Origin of the sequence: Photobacterium frigidiphilum (assembly GCF_003025615.1) — a bacterium.
GTDB classification, from domain to species: Bacteria; Pseudomonadota; Gammaproteobacteria; order Enterobacterales; family Vibrionaceae; genus Photobacterium; species Photobacterium frigidiphilum.
Map to the genome: position 1 here is coordinate 166,676 of NZ_PYMJ01000006.1, position 17,157 is coordinate 183,832.

A 17,157-nucleotide genomic window follows, 5' to 3' on the forward strand; every position below is an offset into this window, starting at 1 on the left:
AATCATTATACTGTTTTTAATTAGGTCATTCTCTTCTATTATTGCTTTAACAATAATATATACCTAAGGCACCTCAAGATGCAGGTCGCTGAAATGAGCACCATGAGGTAACTTGGGTATAGCCCTCAAACATTAAAGAGAATAGCCATGAAAGCCATCGGATACTTAGAAGCGAAAGCCATTGATCAACCAGATGCACTATTAGATATCGAGTTACCGATGCCGACGGCAACAGGGCGAGATGTATTGGTTAACGTTAATGCGATCTCGGTTAACCCTGTCGATACTAAAATTCGTCGTAATGCTCAACCGAATGAAGGTGAACATAAAATTTTAGGTTGGGATGCTGTCGGTGAAATTGTCGCGATTGGTGATGATGTAGAGCACTATAAGGTGGGTGATAAAGTATGGTATGCCGGTGATATTACGCGTCAAGGTACCAATGCTGAATACCATCTTGTGGATGAACGCATTGTAGGTAAGCAGCCATTAACATTATCTAATACAGAAGCCGCAGCCTTACCGTTAACGGCAATTACGGCTTGGGAGCTGCTGTTTGATCGCCTTGGGTTTGATCTCCTTGGATTTAACGTGATTAACCATGCGGCTTCAGACCAATCTTCCAATGAAGCAAATAAATCGACAGACACTCGTCTACTGATCGTGGGTGCATCTGGTGGTGTAGGTTCAATTTTAACGCAATTAGCGGTTAAGTTAACGAATGCGACAGTGATTGGTACTGCTTCACGTAAAGAAAGCCAAGCATGGGTAACAAGCCTTGGCGCTGATTATGTAATCAACCATTCGAAATCACTCACAGAAGAGCTGGCACGCATTGGAATCAGCGATGTTACGCATGTCATTAGTCTTACACACACAGATAAACATTTTGATGAGATTGTCGAAGCACTTGCACCTCAAGGGCAATTGGCACTGATCGATGATCCCCAAGAACCGATAGACATTATGAAGTTGAAGCGTAAGTCGTTATCACTTCACTGGGAGTTAATGTTTACACGTTCAATGTTCCAAACGGCTGATATGGATAAGCAGCGCCAGTTATTAAACGCAGTCTCTTCATTGATTGATGATGGTGAGTTAGTCACAACTCTAGGGCAGAATTTTGGCAAGATAAATGCTGAAAACCTTATAAAAGCGCATGCTTACATAGAATCAGGTAAGTCAATCGGTAAAGTGGTTCTAGAAGGCTTCTAATCTACTTTGTTTCCTATTTGGTCTATACGCTTGCAGCATTGAAAGAATACATAATTATAAAACGGCAAGGTGGATGATCTTATACTCTAGCGAGTAATCATTCTGCCTTGCCATTTTAATTTATTAGTTAATTAGTTACTTGGTTTGATTATTATTAATTAACTTCTATTTCAGGTGTATCTTTCAAGGTGTGATAACCCGCCCAGATACGTGTAGCCGTTGTGATCCAGCATAATGTGCCGTACACCCATGCGATGATTGCAAAGTATTGTGGGAATAAGCAGAACAGTACAAAGCAGGCAATGGTTTCTGTGCCTTCCGTTAATCCTCCGATGTAGTACAAAGATTTTTGCTTATAAATAGGGCTTTCGATGTTTCGCTTTCCAGCCATTATGGCAAAAGATAGAAAACTTGAGCCAGTACCAATAAACGAAAATATCAAGAACGCACCAGCAACGGCGTTTGCACTGGGGTCTGCTAATACAAAGCCAAATGGCACCATCGAATAAAATAGAAAATCTAATGTAATATCGAGAAACCCACCGCAATCTGTAATGCCTTGCCGACGTGCAATAGCACCGTCTAAACCATCAAATATTCGATTGATAACGATGAATGTAAGTGCCCAATAATACTCTTGCAGCATAAGGGATGGTAAGGCAAGTAAGCCAATTAAAAAGCCGGTTAACGTTACTTGGTTAGCTGTAATCCCGAGTTTATCGGGTAGGGCTGCCAGTGTTTTAAGCGGCCAACGAATAACTTTAACAGCATAGCGATCAAGCATTGGCTAACCCTCGATCATTGTCGTTCCATGGCCAGCGTAAAACCAGTCCATTTTCAGGGATATCGTCATCGTCATGTGTCACCATTAATGCGGGAATATTCTGCTTCTTAATTTGCTCAAAAACAAAAAGCCTGAATTCAATGCGTAAGGCTTTATCGAGTTTACTAAAGGGTTCATCTAACAAAACCGCTTTTGGCTTTGCTAGTAATGTTCGCATTAAACTGATTCTTGCGCGTTGTCCTCCCGATATTTCGTTAGGCATGTTAAAGGCGATATCGTGTAATCCTATGCGTGTCAGAGTCTGAATTGCTTCGTTCTTTCTGTTTGATCCTGTGATCGTTCGGGGTAGTCCAAAGGCTAAATTTTCCCACACGTTTAGATGAGGAAATAGCAAATCATCTTGAAATAAGATCCCAATTTGACGCTGGTCGGGTTCAAGATCATTCATGATCGTATTATTAAGCTGTATTTGACCTTCTAAGGTGAATACTGGACTTAAATGACCAGCTATAGCACTTAATAAGCTAGATTTACCGCAGCCGCTTGGCCCCATTAATGTCATCACTTCACCGTTATTAACATTGAAGTTGATAGAAGAAATAAGCGGTATATTAGCGTTATTTATAGTGAGGTTTTCCACAGATAAGGTCATCCGTGTTGGTACTCCGTGTTTGTCGTTTAATCGATTGTGTACGACGGGAAAAGTTACCCGAATAACGACTGGCAATCAGTGCCAAAGTGAAGAAAATCAAAGGTAATAACCCTTGAAGTAAACCGTAAACAGCACTGACGCGACGATCTTGCCCACTGGCTAAAGCGACAGCTTCAGTGGTTAAGGTAGAAATACGTCCAGCACCTAAAATTTGTGTTGGCAGGTATTGCGCAAGACTTACGCTCATGCCGACAGCGATAGCTAACCAAATAGCAGGCATCATGAGAGGGCGTTTTACTTTCCACCACGTCGCCCATGCATTCATGCCTAAGCTACGGGCTGATTGATCGAGCCGGATATCATAGCTGCGCCATGGGCCATCTAAAGACAGGTATAAATACGGGAAAGCAAATAGCACGTGGCTCCATATTACCCAAAACCAATAGTATTGACCTGAAATGAAATAGGTTGATATTTGCATACCAAATAAAATAGAGAGTTGAGGAATAACCATTGGTAAAGCAATTAACCACGTAGGCAGCCCACGTTGATACTTTTGCCGGTATTCAAGACAACCAATGGCTAAAATCAAAGCCAGACAAGCACTAATACAAGCCAGCATTGCACTGCTGGTGGCGAGTTCAATCAGTGTATTACTTTCTTGTAGCCAAAAGCGTGCACTGTACCGACTTGGTAGTGGATCAGGAAAACGCCAGCGTTGAGCAAAAGACCAAAGCAGTAAAACGGGAACAACCACAATCGGTACAATGAAAAATGGCCAATGCAGTCGTCCACTTATGCCTGTGTGTCTCTTTCTTTTATTGCTTTTGGTCGTGAGGGGAGTTGTAGCCTGAGGGCGAAAAGCGCCAGAAATCTGCCATTCACGTTTTATATCAAATGCAAACCACTCAATAGTACGTGCAAGTGCTAAAACACTGAAAGAAACAGTAAGAAGAAGTAACGCACCGACGGCTGCTCGGGTAATTAAAAGTAAATCAGGTTCGTTAAACCACTGCCAAACTAAAACTGCGAGTGTAGGGGGGCGTGTAGGGCCAAGAATTAACGCAATATCGACAACTGATAACCCGTACGCCAATACGGCGTAAATAGGCATACGCATCTTAGGAAGCCATTGCGGTAATACGACTTTTAACCAGCTTTCATTATGGTTATAACCTAAGCCTGCTGCGACGGCTTGCAATTGATTAACACGTATTTGGTGTAAAACAGACACACTCATTAAGAGTAAAAAAGGGGTCTCTTTTATCGCGAGCGCGAATAATAGCCCTATGCCGTAAGGATCTTGAATAAGGGTAAAAGCCGACGATGTATCTATACCGATACTTTCGAGTAATCTGAATAGCCAGCCTGTAGGCGCAAAGGTAAAAGCAAAGCCAATAGCAAATGCGACATGAGGTAATGCCAGCATAGGGGCAATTAAGTGCTCGATACGTTGCCAGCGAGGGCTATTCCAATTAGCCCGAAGAATAAAAAAGCAAAGCGTTATCGCGAGTACAGTACTGCCAATACCCGTAAACAGCGTTAAAAAAATTGACTGAGAAAGCCCCGACCATTGAAAAGCAGTATTAAAAGCAGAAAAGTTCGGTGTGTTTAAACCAAGGGCAGGTAACCAAGAAAAAGCAGGCAGTACAATACCCAATACACCGGGTATTAAAGGTAAAGCGCAAATAAATATTGTCACTAAGTACAGCAAACGAATCATGTGTTTTCCGAAGCCTTACTAGCAACAATGTTATACAGAGAAAAAGACAGCATAAACCGATTTATTACCCTTTCATTATAGTGAATTTGAGGTGCCGAACGTTATGTTCTGACACCTCGATTTTATTAGTGACCGTAACGGCGTTGCCATTCTTGCTCTATGGCTGTTAACCAACTTGGGTGGGGTTCAGCAATGGGTTGAAACAGTGAAAACCCATGGCTTCCATTTTCAAGCGACTCTTCTTTTAATACCGATGGATCGCCCCATATGCTGGTATCAGCTTTACGCGTTTGAGCTTCTGGACTTAATAAAAAGTTAATGGCAACTTGTGCACCTTCTTTAGCTGATGAATTCCAAGGTACCGCTAAAAAGTGAATATTAGACAATGCTCCTTGCTTGAAAGCATAAGCTTGAGCGGTTTCTGTGAGTGTACCGTGTTCAATGGCTGCATTTGCCGCATTAGGGTTGAATGTGAGTGCGAGCAATAATTGTCTATCATCAAGTAATTGGATCGTTTCAGTCGTGCCTGATGGGAAGCGTTTACCTTGCTGCCAAGCAACAGGGTGAAGTTGATCAAGATATTGCCATAAAGGGGCAGTAACGTTATCAAAAAGAATTTTATCTTTTTGAATATCTAGCGGTTGATAGAGCGCTGGCTTGTTGTCAGTTAATTCAATTAAAGCGGCTTTTAAGAAACTACTACCGTGAAATTCTGGTGGTTGAGGGTAACTCACCTTACCGGGAAATGCTTTAGCAAGGCTTAATAGTTCAGCAAAACTTTGCGGTGGATTATTTAACGTTTGCTTATCGTGAATAAAGACAAGCTGCCCAACCCCCCAAGGAGCTTCAAGCCCATCAGTCGATTCGGTAAAGTCTTTAAAAACGGGAAGTCGTTTATCAACTAACTCCCAGTTAGGCAGTTGCTCCACAAAAGGACCATAAAGTAGATTGCCGAGCTTCATTGAACGGAAATTTTCACCATTAATCCATACCATATCGACGCTGCCGTCACTATTTTTTCCTGCTGTTTTTTCTGCTACTAAACGTTGTGTTGTTTCAGCAATATCAGCGACTTTGACATGTTTTAGCGTGACGTTGTAACGAGACTTTAGTTCTTTGGCTGCCCAGCGCAAGTAGGCATTTATTTCTTGGCTTCCACCCCACGCGTTAAAGTAGACTGTTTGTCCGTCGGCTTTACTTTGTATTTGCTGCCACTTTTTTACTATTTCTGATGAATAGGTACTTGTTTGCTGTTCAGCATATGCAAAGTTCGATGCAAAAAAGCCAGAGGCTAACGCGAACGTTAACCCCAAAGCTGTTGTTAGTTTTTTCATTTTTCAGAATATCCTTATTCGCTTAATGCTGCTCTTCTTCGAGCTTAGCTTGTGTGTTTGGTGCTGTCGGTTGCGTTATTTTTTGGCTTTTATCATTACGCATCCAAGTATGGTATTTCTTTACCCAAGCGAGCAATGTCTGTGGCGCATTGGCTTGTTTCCAAACGCCGGCAGTATATTTATTGGCTTCACTCATCGTAGGGTAAGGGTGAATAGTACCGAGTATTTTGTTCAAGCCCAGCCCGTGGCGCATGGCTAGGGTAAATTCAGCTAATAGTTCACCCGCATTATTGCCTACAATCGTGACGCCTAAAATCTTATCTTTACCTTTAGGCGTAATCACTTTTACAAAGCCATAATCTTCACCATCAGTAATGGCGCGGTCAAGATCATCGATACCATAGCGTGTTACGTCAAATTCAATATTGAGGTTTTCAGCTTCTTTTTCATTAATACCCACCCGAGCGACTTCAGGTGCCGTATAAGTTGCTGCCGGCAATACAGAATAATCGGCTTTAAATTTCTTAAACTGCCCAAATAACCCATTAACAGCAGCGTACCATGCTTGGTGAGCTGCGGCATGCGTTAGCTGGAAAGGCCCTGCTACATCGCCTACAGCGTAAATGTTAGGGTATTTAGTCTGTAGATAATCATTAACATCAACAGTGCCACGTTGCGTGGTTGTAATACCAAGTTCTTCAAGACCAAACCCTTGAACGTTTGCTACACGACCTAACGCCAACATTACAGCATCAAATTCAACGATAACTTCTTCACCATTGTATTCTAGGTACGCCCGTTGAATACGTGTTCCGTCTTCTGCTGCAATAGATTCAAAGCGTGTGGCTTTGTGGTTGAGTTTAATATCAACCCCATCTTTGTGCATGCTCTCTTTAACGAGCAGAGATGCGTCGGTATCTTCACGAATGAGCAGTTGCTCTGCCATTTCAACCAAGGTAACGTCACTGCCTAAACGGCTAAAGCTTTGGGCAAGTTCGCAACCAATAGGGCCACCACCTAATACAAGTAACTTCTTCGGTTGTACTTTTAACGACCAGATAGAATCAGACGTTAAATAATTAACATCTTGTAAGCCAGGGATACCTGGAACAAGTGGACGAGCACCTGTCGCGATCACAATGTTACGCGTTGTAATACGTTGACCGTTAACCTCAACTTCCCACGGTGACAGAATCTGAGCTTCACCCGAAATGCAGTTAACCCCCAATGAAGAGTAACGCTCTACAGAGTCATGCGGTTCAATTTTATCGATCACGTTATGAATACGTGACATCACTTTTTCAAAGTTAACCTGAGGCTTATCGGTAGTAATACCAAACTCATGAGCTCGAGAAATCTCTGCCATGGTATGGGCTGCACGAATAATGGCTTTGGAAGGTACACACCCTGTATTGAGGCAATCTCCCCCCATTTTATGGCGTTCAATAAGCGTAACTTCAGCTTTAACAGCCGCAGCAATATAAGAACTCACTAAACCACCTGCGCCTGCACCAATCACCACCATATTTTGGTCGAATTTTTCAGGACGTTTCCAATTGGCGTATACACGACGTTGAGTAATGATATTCATAATGAATTTCGCTATTAAAGGAAAAAGGCCCAGAAGAGCAAGAGACACTAAAACAGGGGCTGAAATAATCCCGCTTAGTGATTCAATTTCACCAAGCTGTGTACCCGCATTAATGTACACCGCAGTGCCTGCCAGCATGCCGAGTTGACTGACTAAATAGAACATACGTGTACTAATGGGTGTTAACCCCATAAGTAAGTTCACCAAAAAGAATGGGAACACAGGAATTAAACGCAGTGTGAAAAGATAAAAAGGACCATCTTTTTCAATGCCTGCATTGATTGGGGCAATTCTGTTACCGAATTTAGCTTGTACCCAATCGCGTAATATAAAACGACTGAATAAAAAGGCTAACGTTGCGCCGATAGTACTCGCGAAAGAGATTAATAATAGGCTCCACCAAAAACCAAACAGAGCGGCACCAAGTAGCGTCATTATTGCAGCACCCGGTAACGATAGGGCAGTGACAAGAATGTAAACCGCAAAGTAAACGAGACTTGATAAAAATGGCTTTTCGGCAATTGTATCTTGTAGCGCTAATTGCTGTGCCTTAGCTTGTTCAAGAGTGAAGTATTGGCTTAGATCAAATGCAAACCAAAGCCCGATAAGGATCATTAATGTGACAAGCAGTACGACTTTTTTTCTATCCATGAAACACCTCAGCTGTTTGAGTCACGTTCAGTTTGTGTCGACGTTGACGGTGTGTTGCTATCATCCATTTGTATTGGTAGTGAGCAAAAACCTTGTGCAGGTACATCGAGTGCAGTATTAAATTTTGCGGATAGATTTTGAAAAGCTACCAAGGCTGTTAATTCAACAATAGTATCTTCATCAAACGACAGCTTTAAGTCGTTAAGCATTTCTTCAGTAACTTTCTGACCTGTGATCGTCATCGCTTCAACATAAGTAAGCACTATACGTTCTTGCTCAGAAAATTGATCGCTGTGTCGCCACTGTGCTAACGCTTTGATTTTATCAACCGAATCACAGCGTTCAGCAAGTTTCATTCCGTTGACATCAACACAGAAGGTGCAGTCATTCAATTGTGAAACACGCACGCAGACTAATGAACGGATAACGGGAGTAATAGGGGATGATTTACGATCTAGAACGCCGAAGAAACCCGCGACGAGCCAAAAGAGTGCAGGCTTGCGCCCCCAAAGTAGGGCTGGGTTTAAGACTTCACCATAATGACGCTTTTGAAGCCAAAGTAGTGGCTTGATGAGAAATGAGTAATTTTTCTTGGTTGAAATACGCACTAGTGGCCCTTATCAAAGTTGTAAATATGGTTTTTATACCAAACTAACAACAAAGACCGAGAACCCTACGAAAATATTTCAATAAATGCTAAAAATATCTTAAAAAACGTTTAGTTGATGGAAATTTCTACATATTGGGTTTTAACTTGCTGAGCAACACGAGGCGCGTTTTGATCGGTCGCAAGTAGATAACCACACGCTAAAATTGGAATTAATGCTAAAAGCATTGTTTTTCCAATATGGTAACTTCGATACCAATATTTCTTCGCTCTAATCTTTAGTAATAAACCCCAAGTAAGCAATATAAGATTAAAGGAACCTACAATCGTAAGTGTTTCATTTAACAGGTAGGCAGGAGCAAGGTTACTGTATACCAGATAGAACATACCTAAAGGCGGTATTAGGCTGATAAAAACAAGAAAGCGTAGCAGCTTTGGCCACTTACAAAACTTATCTTTAAACATGTGACTTTCTTGCCCTGTAAAAGGGTTTGCACAAGACATTGCGTTTCTCAGTGTTGTTGATGAACCATTTTGAGTGTCAGCGCTGGTTGTATATGTAATGTCATTAACCTAAGCTTCAGATTCATTCTGATAGAATGCGCAGTAATTTTACAAGTATCTGTGCTGAATGAAAACCTGTAGCTGCTTTTATGAGCAGCTTTGTGAGTCGCTTCAATGTTTGTGATTTATTGACTTAATTTTGACGTAAATAATGTCGTCTTAAATGTGATGTTCACTGGATTTTCCACACATTGAAAAATGGACAGTGTTTGATATAAAACATCATGCTTGTGCGCTAGTGTACTAGGTTGGAGAGGGAATGATTAGATGAGACAAATACTACGTTATAGCCATAAAAAAGAGGCGTAAACGCCTCTTTTAATTTCATTCGATAAAGTATATCTAGATTAAGACAATGCAGATAACAATTCAGTACGGCGCTGCTCTGTAATAACAGACCAGTGTTGCCCACTTATTGCCCCTTCTAATGCCCATAATAATTCAATACTTAATGAATTCTGATGATTATCTTGCAAAGCTTGATACGCTCTAAGCGCCCCTGCATCAAAAAGATCGTCAATCGTACATATGCCTGCTTTTTTTAACATACGTTCATTAGCTAAACGTAAGTTTGGAAGGTCTTTAATACGATTCGGACCAGTGTTACTTTTGGCCTCTTTATCTTTTTCAGCAGCGGTCAAAGACCCTTGAGCTTGCAAAATTATTTTGGTTGTATCATTCCACCACTCATCAGGAATGGCGTAGTGTTTAGTGACAACCGGAAACCCACGCTTTTTATAAACGTATGGTTCTAGCCCCGATTTTTTAAATTCTTCTTCATTATCAGCATTCGCACGAAGGTGAAGTTTATCGTTTACTACAAGAGCAAACATTGTTTCACCCGCAAAAATGCCAAAGCCACCAAACATTGAGCGTGATTTAACACTCTCAAAACAATCAAATATTTTTAGTGCGTCTTTTAGTACTGGTTTATCCATGCTTCTTCTCGGTGATATGCCATGAGTCACCTAACATCAGAGCGAGGAATCCAAATTATCAAACTACAGATAATTTGTGTCAAAAGTATGTAAAATTTATGACAAAACTTTTTTTAATCCATCGGCAACCCCGCTACCATGAGGTTTATTATTTAAGACATAAATAATACCTTTTAGGTCGGAAGCTTTGCGTCCTATTCTTTCGAATAGTTTGCCTTGTTTCGTGACATAACGATTGTAACGTAGATAGTAAATTTGTTCCCGTTTGTTCCGGTTTGGAAACTTCGTAAATGTGATGTTGCTTCAGTACATTATTTCATTTTTATGAACAAAAAGCACTTGATTCAGATTGTAACCTTCTTTTTATAGAGATTATTTTAATTAAAAAAAAACCGACAAGTATTAACTTATCGGTTTATTATGAATCAAGTATCACTGTTTTTTGTGTGGTTTATTTTAATTTAAGTCTTTGACAGACTTACGAATCACCAATTCTGGGTTCATTTCAAAAACACGACGTTCATGATTTTTATCTTTCACTCGTTCCATCAAGATCTCAATGGCAGTCTTACCTAAACGTCGTTTTGGTTGGTGGATCGTCGTTAATGGTGGTGAAAAATACGGCGCTAAGTCAATATTATCGTAACCAATAACAGAAATGTCATCTGGTACACGCACTCCAGCTTGTTCAAATGTACTTATTAACGCCATTGCCATGATGTCGTTGAAACAAAAAATAGCAGTTGGACGATCTTTCATTGCGATGTACTGATTTGCGGCTTCAACGGCAGACTCGCACTCAAAATCACCATCAATAATCCAGTTGTTATTAACAGTGATGTTTGCTTCAGCCATTGCTTTATTGAAGCCTTTTAAGCGTTCACGACACGTAGATTTTTCGCTATGACCTGACAGGCAGCCAATCTTTTCGTGACCATTATCAATAAAGTGCTTGGTCGCTACATAGCCACCTTGTTCAGCATTGTCTTGAATCTTATCTGTTAGCGGACTTTCTGGGCCCCAATCCATGATTACCATTGGTAAATCACTTTTCCGAGCAAGTAAATCAAGTAGATCTTGATCAAGATCTGAACACATTACGAGCAAGCCATCTACACGCTTTTCAGCAAGCATGCGTAGGTAATCTCGTTGCTTAACAAGATTACCTTCAGTATTACAAAGAATCAGCGTGTAACCAGCGCCATAGCAATACTCTTCAACACCATGAATCACTTCTGCGAAAAATGGGTTAGTTGACTTTGTAACCAACATTCCGATGGTTCTTGTTGTGTTACATTTCAAGCTTCGTGCGACAGCACTTGGTGCGTAGTTAAGGTCATCTACTGCAGCCAATACTTTTTTCTGAGTTGCTTCTGCCACAAAGCGGGTTTTGTTTATCACGTGAGAGACAGTTGTGGTCGACACACCAGCCATACGTGCAACATCTTTAATCGTTGCCATATTTATTCTTCTAATAATTGTAGTCAGAGATCTGAATGCTACTTGAGCAGTACCAAATTGAATAAGTAGCAAGAGGACACCTGTCTATTTATTCAATTTGGTACTTAAACGTAAAAAAGCCGCATATTAAAACTCGCGGCTTCATCATAAAATTTGTATGTTACATTATTTAATCGCTTGCGCTCACATTTTACTGAGTGTAGCGCACAGTGCAACTTTTCTGGCTCTCAAGAATAAATTACTTGATAGGTATCAACAAAATTAATGCAATTTCAACAGGTATGCATGGTAATAACCGTTATTTTATAAATGCCCATTATGAGTTTATTTGTATATATGCTGTTTACTGTCGGTAACGATCAATAGCGGCGATCTGAAATGTAAGCCTAAAATACCTAAGTTACCTCACTGTCGCTGAAACGAGCACCGTGAGGTAACTTAAATATATGATGTATGATATTTCCGTTTTTATATTTGCGGCTTAATGCGACAAAATGACAGGGAAATCGCCTGTTGGGTGGGGGGATATATGCACAGGCCAACCGTATACTCGTTCAATAATATTCGGTTGTAATGCTTGCCACGGTGTTCCATCGACTTGTATTAATCCGTGATTAACGATAACTAAGCGATCAGCATATTGCGCTGCAAGGTTTAAGTCGTGTAAGACAATAATAACCGCCGCCCCATTACTGGCTAATTCTTTTGCGACTTGTAAGGTTCTATGTTGATGGGCTAAATCGAGTGCAGAAGTGGGCTCATCAAGCATTAAAACACACTGCTCTCCTGCTTGGCTCAGTTGAGTAAGAATACGGGCAAAATGCACTCGTTGTTTTTCTCCGCCTGATAGGGAGGGGTATAGGCGGTGGCTTAAAGCACAGACGTCGACAAGCGCCATTTTTTCTTGAGTAATCTGTTGTGTTTGTATATTACTTAACTCTAGTGGCAATCCACCAAGCTCAACGACTTCATGAGCTAAAAAAGCAAAATTTAGCGTGCTGTGCTGGGGTAATATACCTAGGTGTTTTGCGAGTGTTTTAGCTGACCATTGTTTTCTGTTTTGTCCAAAAAATTCGATGTTTCCTGTGGCTTCTATTTCACCGCACAACACTTTTAATAGGCTACTTTTCCCTGCGCCATTTGGCCCAAGTAATGCCGTAACTTCACCCGCATGAATATCAATGTCAAAGTTATCAAGCAGGGTTTTTCCTCCTAAGATGAGGTTTAAACCTTGGGCGCGAATGGCCACTTTTTTCTTATCAGCTTGATTGTTTACTAATGGCTCTAGGTTATTAGGTTGCGAGGCAAATTTCATGACATTCTACCTTTTTGCTTAACAAGTAAGAGGATAAAAAATGGAGCACCTAAAATGGCAGTAACAATACCGACAGGAAGCTCTAAAGGCGCGAGCACTACACGCGCAATCATATCTGCAATCAATAGAATCAAAGCGCCTAATAATGCAGATATGGGAAGTAATGTTTTGTGATTTGGTCCTGAAAGCATTCGGCCTAAATGGGGAATAACCAGACCTACAAAACCAATGATGCCAGTCAGAGAAACAGTAACGCCAACGCCGGCTGCACATAATAAAATAAGGCGGCGTTTAAGCATCTGTACATTCACTCCCATATGTTTGGCTTCAGCTTCACCGAGTAGAAAGGCATTCAGTGCATTCGCGTCGCGACAAAATAGCCATAGCAAAATAGCTAAAGTAGTGAATGCTAAGGTAATGCCAGGCCATGTTGCACCTGCTAATGATCCCATCGACCATAATGATAAATCGCGTAATGCTTGATCATCGGCGATGAAATTCATAAAACCAAGGGCGGCACCAGAAAGTGCCCCAATTGCAACACCCGCAAGCAGCATAATGGTGACTGATGTACCGTTCTTATCTGTTCCAAGGTAATAAACAAAGAATGTGCTTAATGCGCCGCCTATGAAAGCGAATACAGGCACAGTACCAAGTGTCAAAATAAGTGGGTAATTGACAACAAGAGGCGCAAAGAAAACAACTGCAATTGCCGCACCTAATGCCGCACCGCCTGAAACCCCAATAATGCCAGGATCAGCCAAAGGGTTTCTAAACAACCCCTGCATAACGGCACCACATAGTGCCAAAATAGCACCTATGGCAATGGCTAATAATGTGCGTGGTAAGCGAATTTGATTAACCACTAGTTGTATGTTTACGGGCAAATCTGTTTCCCACGGTATCAATGCTTTAATACTGTCGATGAAACTGATGTCCATCGGACCGATAACAATTGAAGAAGTTATCGCAAAAAATAATAACCCAATACCTAAAGGTAAGAGTGTTTCAATGGGTAAGCGCTGAAGTTGCATACGTCTTGATTGCATGTGATGTGTAACCTTTACTTAATCTTGATAGAAAACTTTATTTAAACGTTCAGCTTCATCAATACTCTTCAGACCTAAACCACCAATTAGCGCAGTACCATCGATAGTCGCCAATGCTTTGTTTTTACCTGCTGGTGTAGCTGCAAGTAGAGGCATTTTTTTCAGCAAGTCATCGATTGTGCCAATTGAACTTAATGTTCGGCCACTTAATAAAATAATGTCTGGTTGCATCTGTACCATCGCTTCGGCAGAGATTGGCTTGTATGCTTCAACGGTACTCGCGGCAGGATTAATTGCACCGGCTAATCTGATCACGGTGTCTGCTGTCGTATTACGCCCGGCAACATTCGCTGGGCGTCCATCATGAATCATTAAGAACAATACTTTTTTAGGTGTGCTTTGTGTGAGTAGGTGTGCTTGTATCGCTTCTACTTTTTTGCTTACTTCAGCTTTTAATGACGCTGCAACTGGTGTTTTATTGGTTAAAGCTGCGACCTCATCAATACGTTCTAATAGGTCTTTTACTGTCTCGCCCGAGTTGACGACATCAACATCAATTCCACCTTGCTTAAGCAGTTTTAACGTACTGCTTGGCCCCATTTCATTTGAACCAATAATGCGATCTGGTGTTAAAGACATTAAGCTTTCTGCGGACAACTGTCGGTGATAACCCACTAATGGATAAGCGCCTTTAACCAGCGTTTTACTGGTTAGATCCACAGCAACCAGCTGGCTTTCAGCATTCAGTGCATAGATGATTTCAGTAATTGCAGCCCCAGCACTAATAATGCGTTCACTTGCCCATGATGAACTGCTAGAGAAAACCAATGCGCTAGCTAAGACAGCGAGTTTCATCTTGTTCATTTTTCTGTTCATGCTCTTTTCCATTACGCGTTATCTTCCATCAATAGTTGTGTGGCTTTAATTTCATGTTGTTGCAAGAAGGCTAATAGCTTGAGCATCTGTTCTACTGATGCATTTTTATCTGCACCAATAACGACAGGCTGTGTAGGCCCATCTTTTACTTGTTTTAATAGTGCAATGGTAAAGCTATCCCAAGTCTTAAATGATTGACCTTGCAGTGCCCAGTACGGTTCTTTGGCGACAAGATTGATCGTGATAGGGTCGGCTTCTGCTGTTTGTAGTATCTGTGTTTCTGTTTTCGGTAATTCGACATCGAGTGCTTTCAATTTCACACTGGCAGTGAGCAACAGAAAAACCATAACGATGAAAATAATATCGAGTAAAGGGGTGAGGTCGGGCTTAAGCTCATCATCATTTCTATATGTATGGCTTACGCTGATCATAAGGCTGTCTCTGTTCTGGAAAGAGAGGTGTTGATGTTAGTTGGCGATGTGTTTATGTTGGCCGCTGATGGCTCTACACCCGTTTTTTTTGAATGGTTATTGCAAGCAGGGTCAAGATCTAACCCCTCAAGCCAAAGGTTACAATGGTTTAAGGTATGTTCTAATTTTGCTGTTACCTGATCTGCCCATAAACCTAGAAGTTGAGCGCCTGTTATTGCAGGTAAGGCAATAATCAAACCAGCAGCTGTTGTTCGCATGGCGAGCCCAAGTCCATCAGCAAGATCGCTTGGTGTAACTGAACCTGTTGTGGCGGCAATGCCTTTAAACATTTCGATTAAACCCAATACTGTGCCTAATAAACCGAGTAAAGGGGTGATAACACCAATCAGTGAGAGTAGACGTAAGCCTGAGCGTAATTGTGTACGCTTTTGTTGTAACCAAATCCCAGCGGCATCTTCACGAAGCGGTTTATCAAAATGGCGGTGTGAAATTAGCATTGCTACTCCTTTATATAACAAAGGGCGCTGCTGTTTTAATTCAGAGGCAAGCTCATCTAATCCACTATCATCATCGCGATATTGTTTGGCAAGTAGGGCATTAATTTTTGTTTTCCCCACGCCGGTACACAAGAGTACCTGTACGCACCTTTCCAACAAAATCATGATGGTTAACGCAGAACAGATAAGAAGAGGCCATGTCATTAGCCCAAATTGGTTTTGTAAAGTATTGATGGTGTCCATTATTTAATCCAACTGAAAACGAACAGGAATCTGTACTCGGTGGGCAATTGCTTGTCCATCGACGATATGAGAAGAGAATTGCCATTTTTTGATGGCATCTAATGCGGCTTTATCCAGCATGCTTGTGCCTGAAGAGGCGAGTAAGGTTTGTTTAATTTGACGGCCAGTTTGATCTATCCATACCTCAACCATAACTTCCCCCTGAACACCACGGCGTTTAGCTAAACGCGGATACTTCACAGGGCTAGGACGTGTTGCAAATGTTGGTTTTGATACCAACGCTGGCGAATTAGCCCCAGACGATACTTCACTTTTTGTTGCCTGCTGTTCTGTTTTTGTAACCTCTGAAGTAGGTTTGTCGATGATTTTAGCTGGAGCTTTTTTTACGGTTTCGGTTTTCTTAGGTGTTTTTTTCTCTACCACTTTTTTAGGTGTGCTCTTCTCTGTAGGAGGGGTAGGTTTCACTTTTTTAATTACTTTCGGTTTATTGTCCGATTTTTTTACCAGTTTTTTTGTTTTCGTTTCTACGGGTTCCAATACCTTTTTAGGCGGCGTTTTTTGTACCGCTTGTTTGATTACGTCTTGCTTGATCGGTTGCGAGGCTGCAACTTGAGGTGATGAAACCAAATTTAGAGATACACGAATAGATTCAGCCCCGACAGGCATTGCCATTGCGTTTTTATTTGGAATTGCAGAAAGCAAAATGCCATGAAAAAGAATGGATGTAGCCCCCGCAATGACGTATCGCTTGGTATTCACACAGATCACCTGCTCGAAAAAGTAATATTTCCATAAACGCCAAAGCGTCGGAACTTGGGTTAATAAAGATGTTGAGATAAACACGCTATCAAGAATGAGTCTTATTATCCACTAAAAGCGAATAATATCAATTATCATTTGCAATCTCATTTGATGGTGAATATGATGCCTACCAAATAAGACTGATTATCATTTCATTTCTGTTTGTTTTGTGGTAAAGGTAATAATTTCAATGCTTTACGTGTAAACAACCTGTCTGTGAATGCAACTGCTTTAATGGATTCACGGTGTGATTGGTTATCTGGATAAATGACAAAAATGCACATGAATCGTCAGTTAATAAGAAAGTATGCATAAAGAAAGTAAACAGCGTTGAAGTTGACTCATTAGCTAAGTGATAAGTGCTCACCTTATGACTTAACTCACACTATTTTTGGTGAGAGTACCGATACGAGGAGTGGTTGGTT

The 17,157-nt window shown here is 41.1% G+C and carries 16 protein-coding genes and 1 riboswitch; of the genes, 1 reads left to right on the top strand and 15 read right to left on the bottom strand.

The features are described 5' to 3' along the window. Positions 1-147: 147 nt before the first annotated feature. Positions 148-1,215, top strand: a complete 1,068-nt coding sequence (locus tag C9J12_RS08400; protein ID WP_107242284.1) for a zinc-binding alcohol dehydrogenase family protein — start codon at positions 148-150, stop codon at positions 1,213-1,215. A 154-nt stretch (positions 1,216-1,369) separates the two neighbouring features. On the opposite strand, the gene C9J12_RS08405 is transcribed toward C9J12_RS08400, so the two are convergent. The 15 genes from C9J12_RS08405 to C9J12_RS08475 form a co-directional block, all read right to left on the bottom strand. Beyond that, positions 1,370-1,999, bottom strand: a complete 630-nt coding sequence (locus C9J12_RS08405) for a CDP-alcohol phosphatidyltransferase family protein (RefSeq protein WP_107242285.1) — start codon at positions 1,997-1,999, stop codon at positions 1,370-1,372. Next, positions 1,992-2,651, bottom strand: coding sequence for an ATP-binding cassette domain-containing protein (locus C9J12_RS08410; RefSeq protein ID WP_107242286.1), 660 nt, complete (start codon positions 2,649-2,651; stop codon positions 1,992-1,994). The genes C9J12_RS08405 and C9J12_RS08410 overlap by 8 nt, the downstream gene beginning before the upstream one ends. After that, positions 2,617-4,374, bottom strand: a complete 1,758-nt coding sequence (locus C9J12_RS08415; protein WP_107242287.1) for an ABC transporter permease — start codon at positions 4,372-4,374, stop codon at positions 2,617-2,619. The genes C9J12_RS08410 and C9J12_RS08415 overlap by 35 nt, the downstream gene beginning before the upstream one ends. 125 nt (positions 4,375-4,499) lie before the next feature. After that, complete coding sequence (locus C9J12_RS08420; RefSeq protein ID WP_107242288.1) at positions 4,500-5,708, bottom strand: ABC transporter substrate-binding protein; 1,209 nt, start codon at positions 5,706-5,708, stop codon at positions 4,500-4,502. A gap of 22 nt (positions 5,709-5,730) precedes the next feature. Continuing rightward, complete coding sequence (locus C9J12_RS08425; protein WP_107242289.1) at positions 5,731-7,950, bottom strand: FAD-dependent oxidoreductase; 2,220 nt, start codon at positions 7,948-7,950, stop codon at positions 5,731-5,733. An 8-nt stretch (positions 7,951-7,958) separates the two neighbouring features. Beyond that, entirely contained in the window at positions 7,959-8,558 is a 600-nt protein-coding gene (locus tag C9J12_RS08430) for a carboxymuconolactone decarboxylase family protein (protein WP_107242290.1), read from the bottom strand. A gap of 110 nt (positions 8,559-8,668) precedes the next feature. Next, positions 8,669-9,022 carry a hypothetical protein gene (locus C9J12_RS08435; RefSeq protein ID WP_011218803.1) on the bottom strand — a complete coding sequence of 118 codons (354 nt, stop codon included), beginning with the start codon at positions 9,020-9,022 and terminating at the stop codon, positions 8,669-8,671. 446 nt (positions 9,023-9,468) lie between these two features. Next, complete coding sequence (locus C9J12_RS08440) at positions 9,469-10,059, bottom strand: TfoX/Sxy family DNA transformation protein (RefSeq protein WP_107242292.1); 591 nt, start codon at positions 10,057-10,059, stop codon at positions 9,469-9,471. A 120-nt stretch (positions 10,060-10,179) separates the two neighbouring features. Then, a riboswitch (cyclic di-GMP riboswitch) is annotated at positions 10,180-10,285 on the bottom strand. Positions 10,286-10,515: 230 nt separating this feature from the next. After that, on the bottom strand, positions 10,516-11,520 hold the full coding sequence (gene purR / locus C9J12_RS08445; RefSeq protein ID WP_107242293.1) for an HTH-type transcriptional repressor PurR: 1,005 nt from the start codon (positions 11,518-11,520) through the stop codon (positions 10,516-10,518). Between the two features lie 481 nt (positions 11,521-12,001). Beyond that, complete coding sequence (locus C9J12_RS08450; RefSeq protein ID WP_193944652.1) at positions 12,002-12,835, bottom strand: heme ABC transporter ATP-binding protein; 834 nt, start codon at positions 12,833-12,835, stop codon at positions 12,002-12,004. Then, entirely contained in the window at positions 12,832-13,869 is a 1,038-nt protein-coding gene (locus C9J12_RS08455) for a FecCD family ABC transporter permease (RefSeq protein ID WP_227876306.1), read from the bottom strand. The genes C9J12_RS08450 and C9J12_RS08455 overlap by 4 nt, the downstream gene beginning before the upstream one ends. A gap of 33 nt (positions 13,870-13,902) precedes the next feature. Continuing rightward, positions 13,903-14,760 carry a heme/hemin ABC transporter substrate-binding protein gene (locus C9J12_RS08460; RefSeq protein ID WP_170111732.1) on the bottom strand — a complete coding sequence of 286 codons (858 nt, stop codon included), beginning with the start codon at positions 14,758-14,760 and terminating at the stop codon, positions 13,903-13,905. An 11-nt stretch (positions 14,761-14,771) separates the two neighbouring features. Beyond that, on the bottom strand, positions 14,772-15,191 hold the full coding sequence (locus tag C9J12_RS08465; RefSeq protein WP_107242296.1) for an ExbD/TolR family protein: 420 nt from the start codon (positions 15,189-15,191) through the stop codon (positions 14,772-14,774). Beyond that, complete coding sequence (locus C9J12_RS08470) at positions 15,188-15,931, bottom strand: MotA/TolQ/ExbB proton channel family protein (RefSeq protein ID WP_107242297.1); 744 nt, start codon at positions 15,929-15,931, stop codon at positions 15,188-15,190. Before C9J12_RS08470 ends, C9J12_RS08465 begins: the two co-directional genes overlap by 4 nt. 3 nt (positions 15,932-15,934) lie before the next feature. Beyond that, the gene (locus tag C9J12_RS08475; protein ID WP_107242298.1) at positions 15,935-16,690 is read right to left on the bottom strand and encodes an energy transducer TonB; all 756 of its coding nucleotides are present in this window, start codon (positions 16,688-16,690) and stop codon (positions 15,935-15,937) included. Between the last annotated feature and the right edge of the window lie 467 nt (positions 16,691-17,157).

Excerpts from the sequence above, each read along its gene's own strand:
- C9J12_RS08400 (WP_107242284.1), top strand. The coding sequence starts at position 148 with ATGAAAGCCATCGGATACTTAGAAGCGAAAGCCATTGATCAACCAGAT.
- C9J12_RS08440 (WP_107242292.1), bottom strand. The coding sequence starts at position 10,059 with ATGGATAAACCAGTACTAAAAGACGCACTAAAAATATTTGATTGTTTT.
- C9J12_RS08465 (WP_107242296.1), bottom strand. The coding sequence starts at position 15,191 with ATGATCAGCGTAAGCCATACATATAGAAATGATGATGAGCTTAAGCCC.
- C9J12_RS08455 (WP_227876306.1), bottom strand. The coding sequence starts at position 13,869 with ATGCAACTTCAGCGCTTACCCATTGAAACACTCTTACCTTTAGGTATT.
- C9J12_RS08415 (WP_107242287.1), bottom strand. The coding sequence starts at position 4,374 with ATGATTCGTTTGCTGTACTTAGTGACAATATTTATTTGCGCTTTACCT.
- C9J12_RS08420 (WP_107242288.1), bottom strand. The coding sequence starts at position 5,708 with ATGAAAAAACTAACAACAGCTTTGGGGTTAACGTTCGCGTTAGCCTCT.
- C9J12_RS08435 (WP_011218803.1), bottom strand. The coding sequence starts at position 9,022 with ATGTTTAAAGATAAGTTTTGTAAGTGGCCAAAGCTGCTACGCTTTCTT.
- C9J12_RS08405 (WP_107242285.1), bottom strand. The coding sequence starts at position 1,999 with ATGCTTGATCGCTATGCTGTTAAAGTTATTCGTTGGCCGCTTAAAACA.
- purR (WP_107242293.1), bottom strand. The coding sequence starts at position 11,520 with ATGGCAACGATTAAAGATGTTGCACGTATGGCTGGTGTGTCGACCACA.
- C9J12_RS08450 (WP_193944652.1), bottom strand. The coding sequence starts at position 12,835 with ATGAAATTTGCCTCGCAACCTAATAACCTAGAGCCATTAGTAAACAAT.
- C9J12_RS08460 (WP_170111732.1), bottom strand. The coding sequence starts at position 14,760 with ATGAACAGAAAAATGAACAAGATGAAACTCGCTGTCTTAGCTAGCGCA.
- C9J12_RS08425 (WP_107242289.1), bottom strand. The coding sequence starts at position 7,950 with ATGGATAGAAAAAAAGTCGTACTGCTTGTCACATTAATGATCCTTATC.
- C9J12_RS08470 (WP_107242297.1), bottom strand. The coding sequence starts at position 15,931 with ATGGACACCATCAATACTTTACAAAACCAATTTGGGCTAATGACATGG.
- C9J12_RS08410 (WP_107242286.1), bottom strand. The coding sequence starts at position 2,651 with ATGACCTTATCTGTGGAAAACCTCACTATAAATAACGCTAATATACCG.